This window comes from Curtobacterium sp. MCLR17_034 (genome assembly GCF_003234485.1).
Classification (GTDB): Bacteria; Actinomycetota; Actinomycetes; order Actinomycetales; family Microbacteriaceae; genus Curtobacterium; species Curtobacterium flaccumfaciens.
This window is the reverse complement of record NZ_QKTH01000009.1, coordinates 138,857-150,784: the sequence shown is the minus strand read 5'-3', so window position 1 is coordinate 150,784 and position 11,928 is coordinate 138,857. Positions and strand designations below refer to the sequence as shown.

General features: G+C 70.6%; 11 protein-coding genes. 5 read left to right on the top strand and 6 right to left on the bottom strand.

Going from position 1 to position 11,928, the window contains the following annotated elements; translation table 11 throughout:
* Positions 1-1,134, top strand: a 1,134-nt coding sequence (locus DEI98_RS11305) for an amidohydrolase (RefSeq protein ID WP_111100789.1), incomplete at its 5' end; no start/stop codon positions are given.
* A 219-nt stretch (positions 1,135-1,353) separates the two neighbouring features.
* Here DEI98_RS11305 and DEI98_RS11300 read toward each other — a convergent pair.
* Both DEI98_RS11300 and DEI98_RS11295 read right to left on the bottom strand, forming a co-directional pair.
* On the bottom strand, positions 1,354-2,244 hold the full coding sequence (locus DEI98_RS11300) for an aminodeoxychorismate lyase (protein WP_111100788.1): 891 nt from the start codon (positions 2,242-2,244) through the stop codon (positions 1,354-1,356).
* 19 nt (positions 2,245-2,263) lie between these two features.
* Positions 2,264-2,614 carry a tryptophan synthase subunit alpha gene (locus DEI98_RS11295; protein ID WP_027464736.1) on the bottom strand — a complete coding sequence of 117 codons (351 nt, stop codon included), beginning with the start codon at positions 2,612-2,614 and terminating at the stop codon, positions 2,264-2,266.
* Positions 2,615-2,678: 64 nt separating this feature from the next.
* Between DEI98_RS11295 and DEI98_RS11290 the strand changes: the two genes are divergently transcribed.
* Complete coding sequence (locus tag DEI98_RS11290) at positions 2,679-3,203, top strand: 8-oxo-dGTP diphosphatase (RefSeq protein WP_181438017.1); 525 nt, start codon at positions 2,679-2,681, stop codon at positions 3,201-3,203.
* Between the two features lie 17 nt (positions 3,204-3,220).
* Here the strand turns inward: DEI98_RS11290 and DEI98_RS11285 are convergent, their stop codons facing one another.
* The 3 genes from DEI98_RS11285 to DEI98_RS11275 are packed head-to-tail and all read right to left on the bottom strand — an operon-like array spanning position 3,221 to position 6,744.
* Positions 3,221-3,508: a hypothetical protein gene (locus tag DEI98_RS11285; RefSeq protein ID WP_110864711.1), complete on the bottom strand. Its 288-nt coding sequence runs from the start codon at positions 3,506-3,508 to the stop codon at positions 3,221-3,223.
* Between the two features lie 16 nt (positions 3,509-3,524).
* The gene (locus DEI98_RS11280; RefSeq protein WP_111100786.1) at positions 3,525-5,003 is read right to left on the bottom strand and encodes an ABC transporter permease; all 1,479 of its coding nucleotides are present in this window, start codon (positions 5,001-5,003) and stop codon (positions 3,525-3,527) included.
* A 52-nt stretch (positions 5,004-5,055) separates the two neighbouring features.
* Positions 5,056-6,744 (bottom strand): sodium:proton antiporter, encoded by a 1,689-nt coding sequence (locus tag DEI98_RS11275; protein ID WP_110859250.1) that lies wholly within the window; start codon positions 6,742-6,744, stop codon positions 5,056-5,058.
* 115 nt (positions 6,745-6,859) lie between these two features.
* Here DEI98_RS11275 and DEI98_RS11270 point away from each other — a divergent pair, with 115 nt between their 5' ends.
* From DEI98_RS11270 to DEI98_RS11260, 3 genes are all read left to right on the top strand, one after another.
* Positions 6,860-8,116 (top strand): inorganic phosphate transporter, encoded by a 1,257-nt coding sequence (locus DEI98_RS11270; RefSeq protein WP_035807670.1) that lies wholly within the window; start codon positions 6,860-6,862, stop codon positions 8,114-8,116.
* 55 nt (positions 8,117-8,171) lie between these two features.
* Complete coding sequence (locus DEI98_RS11265) at positions 8,172-8,468, top strand: hypothetical protein (protein WP_027464739.1); 297 nt, start codon at positions 8,172-8,174, stop codon at positions 8,466-8,468.
* Between the two features lie 700 nt (positions 8,469-9,168).
* Positions 9,169-10,653 (top strand): aspartate ammonia-lyase, encoded by a 1,485-nt coding sequence (locus DEI98_RS11260; protein WP_111100785.1) that lies wholly within the window; start codon positions 9,169-9,171, stop codon positions 10,651-10,653.
* A gap of 51 nt (positions 10,654-10,704) precedes the next feature.
* Here DEI98_RS11260 and DEI98_RS11255 read toward each other — a convergent pair whose 3' ends face one another.
* Positions 10,705-11,790, bottom strand: coding sequence for a YihY/virulence factor BrkB family protein (locus tag DEI98_RS11255; protein ID WP_110864715.1), 1,086 nt, complete (start codon positions 11,788-11,790; stop codon positions 10,705-10,707).
* Between the last annotated feature and the right edge of the window lie 138 nt (positions 11,791-11,928).

The window sequence follows — 11,928 nt, the reverse complement described above, 5'->3', positions numbered from 1 at the left end:
GGCGCGGTCGTCGTCGAGGACGGCCGGATCACCGCGATCGGTCCGGACGTCTCCCCGCCCGAGGGGATGACGGTCATCGACGCCGCGGGTTCGTGGCTCGTCCCCGGCTTCGTCGAGGCGCACGGCCACGTCGGCATCCACGAGGAGGCCAACGGCGAGGCCGGCAACGACACGAACGAGATGACCGCCCCGAACATGGCCGGCGTCCGCGCGATCGACGCGATCGACATCGACGACGAGGGCTTCCGGGACGCCCTGGCCGGCGGGATCACGAGCATCGTCGTCAAGCCCGGCTCCGGCAACCCGATCGGCGGGCAGAGCGTCGCCATCAAGACCTGGGGTGGCCGCACGATCGACGAGCAGCTCATCTCCGACTCAGTGAGCGTGAAGAGCGCCCTCGGCGAGAACCCGAAGCGCGTCTACGGCGGCAAGGGCCAGACGCCCTCGACCCGGCTCGGTGTCGCGAAGATCATCCGCGACGCCTTCGTGGAGGCGCAGAACTACCAGGCCGCCCGCGACGCCGCAGCCGCGAAGGACGAGCCGTTCGCCCGCGACCTGACGAAGGAGACGCTCGTCCGGGTGCTCGACGGCGAGCTCGTCTGGGACCAGCACACCCACCGCCACGACGACATCGCCACCGCGATCCGCCTGTCCGAGGAGTTCGGCTACCGGCTCGTCGTGAACCACGGCACCGAGGCGCACAAGATCGCCGACGTGCTGGCTGCCAAGGACATCCCGGTCATCTACGGCCCGCTGTTCACCAGCCGCTCGAAGGTCGAGCTCCGCGACCGCGGCATCCCGAACCTCGCCACGATCGCGGCGGCCGGGGTCCGGGTCGCCATCACGACGGACGCGCCGGTCGTGCCGATCAACATGCTCGTCGACCAGGCGACCGCCGCCGTGAAGGAGGGCCTGCCCGCCCAGACCGCACTCGAGGCGCTCACCGTCAACCCGGCCGAGTTCCTCGGGTTCGGGGACCGCGTCGGTCGGCTGGCCGAGGGCTACGACGCCGACCTCGTGCTCTGGGACGGCGATCCGCTCGACGCGACCAGCCGCGCGACGCGCGTCTGGATCGACGGCAAGCCCGTCTTCACGTGGACCGACGGAGCGGGCGTCACCACCCCGCGCTGGTAGGGACCACGAGACGCCGGCGTCCTGCGTGACGCGGTGGGCTCAGCCACAGGCGGACGGGAGGCCCGTGTCGGGCCCGCCACGGGCCTCCCGTCCGTCAGGTGCCCGGTCGCGAGACGCCGTCGTGTCGGCACGACGCCGTCACGCCCGCGAGACGCCGCTCGATTCCGCGGCGTCTCGCGGACACGACGGCGTCTTCCGGGTTGAGCGGTCAGCCCGTGCTCAGACCTCGCGCGCCAGCAGGAAGTCGTTGATGCGCGTCGTGAGCTCGGCGTCGATCGGACGCGCGTCGCCGTTCACCGAACGGATCGGCGCAGCCTGCCGCACGCTCGACACGAGCCAGAGCGCGTCCGCCGCTGCCAGGTCGGCGAGGGTGACGAGTTCGTAGGCGGTCTCGATGCCCTCCTGCTCAGCGAAGCGGAACACGTCGGCCTGCGTCGTGCCGGCCAGGATCCCGATGTCGGTGCGGGGCGTGACGAGCCGGTCGCCGACCTTCATGATCAGGTTGGCGCGCGTGCCCTCGAGCACGTATCCGTCGCTCGAGACGAACAGGGCGTCGTCGGCGCCGCGGCGGACGGCTTCGCGCAGGGCGGCCATGTTGACGCCGTACGACAGCGTCTTCGCGCCCTGCAGCAGCCACGGCGAGGTGCGCTCGACGTCGTGCCGGTACCCGCGGTCCAGGACCACGACGGAGATGCCCTCGTTACGTGCGGCCGTGGAGTCGCCCGACGGCGCGGCGTAGACCCACCCGGTCGGGCGGTCGGTGCCCTCGACGCCGCGGGTCAGGACGGTCTTGGCGAAGGCCTCGCGCACCGGGTCGAGGCGGGCGCAGACGGCCTCGATGGCCTGGCGCCAGGCCTCCGGGTCCGGGGCGGGCAGGTCGAGCATCGCGGCGGAGCGGCCGAAGCGGGCGAGGTGCGCCTCGAGGGCCTGGGGCCGACCGTCGATCACCGTGATCGTCTCGAACACGCCGTCGCCGCGCGTCACGCCGAGGTCCTGCACCTGCACGTGCTCCTCGAGCGGCTTCGCCCAGGTGAAGGCGTCCGCCGCGGGGTCGTGCGGCGCAGCGTCGCGGGAGGGCTGGTTGAGGACGGCGAGCACGGTTTCGGTCATGCGTCCATCCAACCGCAGCTCAGCCGGCTTCGGGCAGCGCGCCCAGCAGCTTCCACACGGCGGGCGTCAGCTCGGGGTGCTGCAGCGCGATCCGGCGCAGCCGGTGGTACTCCTCGCCCAGCCGGGTGCCCTGCCCGGACGCCGGGTGGCTCGACCACTGCGCGTGCCGCTTGCCGATCGCCTCGTCCAGGTCGACGGCGTCCGCGCGCAGGATCAGCACGACCTGCTCGTCGACGGTGGGGAGCGTCGGCATGAACTCCCATGGGTCCTCGCCCTGACGACTGCGGTGCTCGACGAGCATCGAGATCTCCTCGGCGGCCTCGGCGCGCAGCACTTCGAGGCTGCGCCCGGTCCTGCGGGGCTCAGCCATGGTGCCCCCGCAGCACGCCTGCCATGGGAAAAGCGTACGACACTCCATCGGTCACACTGGACGCGTGACCCTTCGCGACGAGAGCAAGTCCCAGCATCCCCGGGTGGTGGTCGTGTACCTGCTGCGCGACGGCGAGGCAGGCCCCGAGGTCCTGCTGGGGGAGAAGCGCCGCGGCCTCGGCACGGGCCGTCTGGTCGGCCCCGGCGGCAAGCGCGAGCCCGGCGAGTCGGCGGTCGAGACCGCCGTGCGCGAGGTGCGTGAAGAGGTCGGCCTGCGGATCGACGCGGTCGACCTGGAGGCCCGTGGCACGTTGGACTACCGGTTCCCGTACCGACCGTCCTGGTCCCAGGTCTCGGACGTCTTCGTCTGCCGCCGCTGGCAGGGAGACCCGTCGGGCTCCGACGAACTGGAGCCGCGGTGGATCCCCGTCGACACCGTCCCGTACGACGCCATGTGGGACGACGCCCGGTACTGGTTGCCGGGGGTGCTCGCGGGCGGCAGCGTCCGCGCGCGGTTCACGTTCGCCGAGGACGACGCGACCGTCGCCGGGTTCACCGGGACGGGTGTCGGTGTCGGCGTGGGTGAGTAGCTGCTTGCTGCTTGCTGCTAGCGCGGCTGCTGGGTGCGGGTGCTGCCGGTGCGCGCTTCCTCGGCGGCGGCCATGACGTCGGCGTCGCCGCTCCGGCCACCCAGGGGCCGCACGAAGAAGTCGATGATGCCGACGACGATCGCGCCGATCATCGAGAACATCGCCCACCCGACGAACAGCCCGGCGGTGCCGCGGCCGTCGGCGGGCGCGAGCAGGACGCTCGCGGCGTAGAAGCCGACCGTCATCACGAGGAACACGACGACGACGGTGATGAGGACGCGGTGCCAGGTGATGCGCGGGTTCATCCGATCAGGATACGCGTCAGCGGTCGGCGTGCTTGCCGTGCGAAGCCGCCGCTGGTCGCGGTTCCTTCCGGTTCGCGGGGCGCTGCACGGCGATGCGCCCGGTCGGCGTCGCATCCGGCTCGAGGCCGTCGCGACCGCCGGTGAAGACGTCACCGCCGGTGCGGTCGTCTTCCCAGTCGTCGTCACGCAGCACGCTCAGGGTGCCGGTCTCGGTGGAGGTCAGGCCGTGGCGCTCGAGCTCGGCGTCGCGCTGCCCGCCGAGGAACTCGCGGTTGGCGGTGTTGGCGTCCTGGAACATCGTGGTCCGGCCGGTGACGATCGCGCGGATCCGTCGGCGCTCCCACCACTTCTTGCCGAAGTACATCAGCACCAGGCCGGCCGTGGCGTAGCAGGCCATCGTGATCAGGCCGCGAGCCGGGCCGGGGCCGACGCCGTAGACCTGGTGCTTGATCATGTCGACCATGCTCGAGCCGACGACGACGTTGTTCAGCCAGGCGAAGGGCTCGGGCATGAACCACTTCGGGTAGGCACCGCCGGACGACGGCATCGACAGGAAGACGAAGCAGATCATCGCGGGTGCGGCGATGAACCGGCCGACGAAGTAGCTCAGGCCGTTCACCGCCAGGCCGATCGCCACGATCCAGCCCCAGGCGATGAGCACGAGCTGGATCCAGTGCCCGTGGATGGCGCCGAGCACCGGCCCGGCGAGGGTGTTCGTGATGAGCGAGATGACCAGGCCGCCGACCACGATGACCGTCATCCGGGTGCGGTGCCGGAGCGGGCCGCCCATGATGCCGATGAACATCGCGACCATGTAGCCGCCGATGCACCACGCGAGCATGACGTACATCGCGACGGTGCCGTACTCGTCCCACGCCGGCAGCGGTGCGAGCTCGGTGACCTTCGGGGTCGCCCCGCCCAGGCCGGTCAGCACCGCGGTGAGGGTGGCCGGAACGAGGCTCGCGACCTGGAACTGGTGCGCGCTCGCCTTGAAGAACTCGTTCGCAGCGGGGTCGTACGCGACCGCCATCGAGCCACCCACCACGTCGCGCTTCGCCTGCGCGAGCGAGTCGTACGTGTGGAACACGAACTCGCCCGGCAACGCCTGCTGCACCGCCTGCACGAACGCCGGGTCGCTGCCGATCAGGGCGATCGGGACGTCGTGCGGGTGCGGGGCGTGGAACGCGAAGACGTAGCACAGGCAGAACCCGACGATGAAGAACAGCGGCATCCAGAGCTGCAGGCCGATCAGCTGCAGCGACGGGTGCAGGGTCGAGTACCACCGGCGGTAGGCGCCGTGCTGCTGGGGCGCGGGTACCGGAGCCTGTCGCCGGGGGCCCGAACGCGTGTGCCCGGCGACCTTGCCACCACGACGCGGCTTGGTCCCACGTGCGGAGGGCCGGGTCCCGCGCGGCTTCGGCGGCGTGGGACGGGAACCGCCGGGGCGCTCCGGTCCGTCGTCGTTCCTGGGGACGTCGTTCCGCGGCGTGCTCACTCGGCGCTCTGCTCCTGCTCTCGATCGGAGCGCCAGGATACGCCCGGGGTACTCAGGAGCGACTGCGCGACGCCTGCGCCGAGTCCATGGCGAGTTCTTCCGCGTCGAGGGTCACGAGCACGCGGCGCATGACCTCCTCGTCGAGGTTCCCCTTCTCCCGCTCCTCGAGCACGATCTCGCGGCGGCGGTCGAGGAGCTCGCGTCGGATGTCCTGGATCTGCGAGCCCCGGAGGCGCAGTGCGACGTTCCGCCCCTCGTCCTCTTCTTCCTCGGCGTCCTGACGGAACGTCTCGGCCTGGCGCTCCAGCCGCGCCTTCAGCCGGTTCACCACCGAGTCGACGGCCTCCGAGCCGTACTGCTTCGCCCACGCCGGACGCCGCTTCTCGAGCAGCTCGATCGCGGCCTCGGTGGTGCGCTGGTTGAGCCGCATCTCGCTGCGCACGTCCTCCTCGCCCTCGGCCGGGTCCTGCACCTTGAGCGCGCGGATGACGAACGGCAGGGTGAGTCCCTGCAGCAGCAGGGTGCCGACGGTGACGAAGAAGGCGATGATGAAGATCGTGTCCTGTGCCGGGATCTGTGTCGGGCTGGCCACGACCGACACCGCTGCGGCCAGGGTCACCACACCGCGCATGCCCGTCCAGGAGATGACGGTGAGCTCCCGCCAGTTGAGCTTCGGCTCCGCGGAACCGCGCATCCACCGCAGCGAGGGGTGCCCGCGGGACAGCTTGATCCGCAGTGGCCGGAGCCACTTCCCGTTGATGCGGTTGCGCGCGTAGGACTCGAACACGAACAGCGGCCGCACCAGGATCACGACGACGAGCACGACGGCCGCGGCGGTGAGCGTCTGCCCGAGGCTCCGCTCGCTCTCGACCAGGTCCTGCACGACGGTGTTGAGCTGCAGGCCGATGAGCGCGAAAACGAAGCCCTCGAGGATGACGTCGATGCTCGTCCAGAGCGGACGCTCCTGCAGGCGGGTCGCGTAGCCCTCCTTCGGCGAGTTGTAGCCGATGTACAGGCCCGCCGTGACGACCGCGATGACCCCGGAGCCGGACAGGTCCTCGGCGAGGATGTAGGCGACGAAGGGCAGCAGGATGCTCATGATCGTCTCGACCACGGGGTCGTTGATGCGCATCCGGATCCAGTGCACGACGACACCGAGGACGATCCCGACGACCAGACCGACGCCGATCGCCAGGCCGAAGATGCCGAGGTCCTGCCAGATGGTCAGCGACGTCCCGGCGATGATGAGCGTGAACACCCGCACCAGGGTCAGCGATGCCGCGTCGTTGATCAGGCTCTCGCCCGACAGCACGGTCATGACGCGGCGGGGGAGTCCGAGCTTCCGGCCGATCGCGGCGGCGGACACCGCGTCCGGCGGGGCGACGATCGCGCCGAGCAGGATCGCCGCCGGCAGGGTCATGTCCGGGATGAGCAGGTACGCCACCCCGCCGACGACCAGGGCGGTGACGATCACCAGGAAGATGCCGAGCCGTCGGATCTGCTTGATCGAGCCGCGGAAGCTCTGCCACGACACGTCGAGGGCCGCCGAGTAGAGCAGCGGCGGCAGGATCACCGTGAGGATGACCTCGGAGTCGATCTCCATCGGTGGCAGCCCGGGCAGGAACGACGCCGCCAGGGCGACCGCCGTGACGAGCAGCGGAGCGGGGAGTCCCTTGGCCCGGGCGAACCCCGTCACCGCGAGCGATCCGATCAGCAGGATGAGGAGCTCAGCGGTGTCCATGGACCCATTCTTCCATCGGCATGGTTCCGAACCTGAACGAGTGTGAAGCTCCGGTGAACAACAGGTGGCCGATCAGGTTTGCTCGAAGGGCCGACGCCTGGGACACTTGCCCGCGGTGGACATCACACTCATAGTCGTCCTGGTCATCGCGTTGGCCCTCTTCTTCGACTTCACAAACGGTTTTCACGACACCGCCAACGCGATGGCGACCCCGATCGCGACCGGCGCCATGAAGCCCAAGGTGGCGGTCACCGTCGCTGCGGTGCTCAACCTGGTCGGTGCGTTCCTCAGCACCGCCGTGGCGACGTCGATCTCGCACGGGTTGATCAACGAGGGGCCCGGTGGCGTCGCCATCAGCCCCGAGATGATCTTCGCGGGCCTGATCGGGGCAGTCGTCTGGAACATGATCACGTGGCTCCGCGGGCTGCCGTCGTCGTCGTCGCACGCGTTGTTCGGTGGGCTGATCGGTGCCGCGATCGTCGGTGCCGGGTTCCAGTCGGTCAACTACGTCGCGCTGCTGACGGTGGTGATCATCCCGGCGTTCGCCTCGCCCGTGATCGCCGCGCTCGTGTCGTTCCTGTCGACGCGCATCGCGTACCGGATCACGAAGCGTCCGGTGTTCCCGAACGAGCGTGGCGGGTTCCGCATCGGGCAGGTCTTCACCAGCTCGATGGTGTCCCTGGCGCACGGCACCAACGACGCGCAGAAGACGATGGGTGTCATCACGCTGACCCTCATCGCCTCGGGCGCGCAGTCGTCGAACCAGGGCGTGCAGTTCTGGGTCGTCGTCGCCTGTGCCCTCGCGATCGCCCTCGGTACCTACACGGGCGGTTGGCGCATCATCCGCACCCTCGGCTCGGGCATCACCGAGATCCGTGCGACGCAGGGCTTCGCCGCCGAGGCCTCGACCGCCGCGACGATCCTCGCCTCCAGCCACCTCGGCTTCGCACTGTCGACCACGCAGGTGTCCTCGGGCTCGATCATCGGTGCCGGTCTCGGCCGCCGCGGCTCGAAGATCCAGTGGTCGACCGCCGGCAAGATCGTCATCGCCTGGTTCATCACCCTGCCCGCGGCCGCCGCGGTCGGTGCGGTCGCCTCGGGCATCGCCCGCCTCGGTGTCATCGGGCTCGTGCTCGACGCCGTGATCGGTGCCGTCGTGATCCTCGGCCTGTACCTGTGGTCGCTCCGCAAGCCGCACGAGCAGGCCTCCGCGATCGAGGTCGACGTCGCCGCGAACGCGGTCCTGACCCGCAAGGAGCTGCGTGACATGCAGCGCAAGAAGCGTGCCGACGCGGTCGCCCAGCGTCGCGCCGAACTGAGCCGCGAGCGCACGCTCCGTCGCATGGCGGCCCGCAAGGGAGGCCGTCGCTGATGGGCATCGCGCTTGACGGACGCCGTTTTGCATTCCTCGAAGGGGGAGACCGCTGATGGGCATCGACTGGTTCGCATTCCTCACCGTGGCGCTCGTCGCCGTGGTCTCGTCGTGCTTCGTCGTCGCCGTGTACTCGGTCGGCCTCCGTCTCTGGAGTGCCGCCGACACCCGCGAAGGCAAGTTCACCGTGAAGGACGACGGAACGATCGGCCCGGCCACCGCCGGCTTCCCGAACCCCGCCGGAGCCTCGGCGGCCGCACGCGCACTCCGCGCCGCTGCCATCGCCTGCTTCGTCGTGTGCGGCGCCGTCGTGCTCTACGGCATCTACCTCATCGTCCCGCAGTTCCACTGACGGGCACGCTCACTCGTCGCGCGTTCGCCGGGCCCGCCGCGCCCGCTCGCGCGGGCGGCGCGCTTGGTGAGCAGAAGATGTCGAGTCGCCGTCCGTGACCCGACCTCTTCTGCTCACGAAGGGCGCGGGCGGACGGACGGGAGGCCCGTGGCGGCCTGGCACCGGGCCTCCAGGCCGTCGCGGGCGAGCGGGCGAAATGCCGCCGTGCGTGGCTGAAGTGGCCCCGGCATTCCGCCCGCTCGCGCGGGCGGCGCGCTTGGTGAGCAGAAGATGTCGAGTCGCCGTCCGTGACCCGACCTCTTCTGCTCACGAAGGGCGCGGGCGGACGGACGGGAGGCCCGTGGCGGCCTGGCACCGGGCCTCCAGGCCGTCGCGGGCGAGCGGGCGAAATGCCGCCGTGCGTGGCTGAAGTGACCCCGGCATTCCGCCCGCTCGCGCGGGCGGCGCGCTTGGTGAGCAGGAGATGTCGAGTCGCCGTGTGGAACCCGACCCCTTCTGCTCACGAAGTGCGCGGGCGGACGGGAGGCCCGTGGCGGCCTGGCACCGGGCCTCCCGTCCGTCGCGGGCGAGCGGGCGGAATGCCAGCGTGCGTTGCCGAGGCGACCGCGGCATTCCGCCCGCTCGCGCGGGCACGCCGCCCGCTCCGCCCAGCCCCGGCGCGTTCCCGGACCGGCCGGACGGACGGGACTAGCCTCGACGTGTGACCGGCAACGAGGAGGCACCTGTGACGACGACGACGCGGACCGAGAGCGACTCGCTGGGATCACGGGAGGTCCCGAACGACGCGTACTGGGGCATCAACACGTTGCGGGCACTCGAGAACTTCCCGATCACCTCCGTACCGATCGCCGTGTACCCGGACCTCATCGAGGCGCTCGTCACCGTGAAGCAGGCGGCCGCGCGGGCGAACCGGGCGATCGGTGTCCTCGACGAAGAGCGCGCCGACGCGATCGACCGTGCAGCGCAGGAAGTCCGCGACGGAGCACTCCGCGAGCAGTTCGTCGTCGACGTCGTGCAGGGCGGCGCCGGGACGAGCACGAACATGAACACGAACGAGGTGCTCGCGAACCGGGCACTCGAACTCCTCGGGCGGGAGCGGGGCGACTACGCGTACCTGCACCCGATCGACCACGTGAACCGCAGCCAGTCCACGAACGACACGTACCCGACGAGCATCAAGATCGCGATGATCTTCGGGGTCCGTCGTCTGATCGTGCAGCTCGAGGAGCTCTCCGCGGCGTTCGCCGAGCGGGGCCGCGCCTTCGCCGACGTGCTGAAGGTGGGCCGGACGCAGCTGCAGGACGCCGTGCCGATGACCCTCGGGCAGGAGTTCACCGGCTTCTCGCACACGATCCAAGAGGACGCAGACCTGCTCCGCAAGGTGATGCCGCTGCTCGCCGAGATGAACCTCGGCGCGACGGCGATCGGCACCGGGATCACCGCGGACCCGCTCTACCGCGACGAGGTCCGCCGACAGCTGCAGGAGGCGAGCGGCATCGACGTCGTCACCGCCCCCGACCTCATCGAGGCGACGAGCGACGCCGGTGCGTTCATGACCCTGTCCGGCACCGTGAAGCGCAGTGCCGCGAAGCTCTCGAAGATCTGCAACGACCTGCGCCTGCTGTCGTCCGGTCCGCAGGCGGGTCTCGGCGAGATCACCCTGCCCGCTCGCCAGGCCGGCTCGTCGATCATGCCCGGCAAGGTCAACCCGGTGATCCCCGAGGTCGTGAACCAGATCGCCTACGCGGTCGCCGGGGCGGACACCACCGTGACGATGGCGGCGGAGAGCGGGCAGCTGCAACTCAACGCCTTCGAGCCGATCATCGCCCACTCGATCCTGCAGTCGCTGCAGTGGATGTCCCGCGGCTGCGCGACCCTGCGCGAGCACTGCGTCGTCGGCATCGAGGCGAACGAGGCGAAGCTCGCGGCCCAGGTCGACACGAACGTCGGCGTCGTCACCGCACTCACGCCGTACATCGGGTACGCGGCCGCGGCGTCGATCGCGCACACGGCGTTGACCACCTCGACGCCGATCTCGACGCTCGTCGTGGCCGCGGGCCTGATGGACGAGGACCAGGTCATGCGCGTGCTCAGCCCGGCACGGCTGTCGGGCATCGAGCTGGCGACGGGTGCGATCCCGATCATCACCGAGGAGATGCTGGACGCCGAGGCGCGCAAGGGCTGACGCGGGGCGTCCGCGCCCCAAGAACGCAAGCACCGCACGCACACACGCCCGTCAGGGCAGCGGCCGCTCGCCCACCCGCACCTGCTGCGCCATCGCCCGCAGGTGCTCCTCGTTCGGGGTCAGCTCGGCGTCCTCTTCCTCGGCGACCCGCGCGGCCTCGGCCCGGACGTGCTGGGCGGCCGCGATGTCCTGGTCCCGCCAGCGCGCGAGCGTGAAGTTCCGCGTGACGTCCCGCAGCGGCAGCCGGATCGACTCGTCCGCCTCGATGCCGGCGAGCAGCTGCCGCATCCGGATCACCTCGGAGTCGAGCTCCCCGCCGACCACGAGCACGAAGTTCGAGATGTACAGGTACACGAGCAGCAGGATCGCGCCACCGAGCCACCCGTAGGCGCGGTTCCCGCCACCGAGGGTCTCCACGTAGAGGGCGAACCCCACCGTGGCTATGGCCCAGGTCACGATCGCGAACGCGGCACCGGCCGACACCCACCGCAGCTGCGGGGTCTTCACGTTCGGCGTCGCGTAGTAGAGCACCGCCACCATCACGACGAGGTCGGCTGCCAGCACGGGCCACTTCACCACGTTCCACACGTCGTCGATCCAGGGCGCCCACCCGAGCTGCCGGATCACGGCCTCGGAGATCGTCGGCGTCCCGAGCAGGATGACGATGGCGACGGCACCGCCGACCATGACGAGCAGCGTGACGAGGAGCATCATGCTGCGGAACTTCCATATCCGCCGGCCCTCCTCGACCTCGTAGGCGGTGTTCATCGCCCGCCCGAACGCCGTCGCGTAGCCGGACAGCGACCAGAGCGTCAGCACGACGCCGATCGTGAACCCGAGCCACGGGTTGTCCAGGGTCAGCAGCTGCCGGAGCGGCCCCTCGAGGTGCTCGGCGGTCTCCGGCCGGACGATGAACCCGAGGACCTCGACGATGTCGGTCAGGCTGTCGCCCTTGCGGTCGACGATCGACAGCGCCGACACGACCGCCAACGCGGTCGGGAACACCGTCAGGAGCGCGAAGAACGTCAGCGACGCTGCCGCGTCGACGACGCGGTGCCGGATGACGGAGTGGTAGGTGCGCCGGACGACGGCGCGGACTCCCGTCCGCTGGAGGTCGCGCGATGCGCTGTCCGGCATGTGTCGTACGGTACCCGACACGTGACGGCCTGGAGGCGCGTGGCGGGCCCGCCCCGGGCCTCCCGTCCGCCCTTCGGTCGCGTCGCGAGCTCCTGCAAGACACCGGTGTCCACGCTCCGCACCGCGGAACGCAGGTGT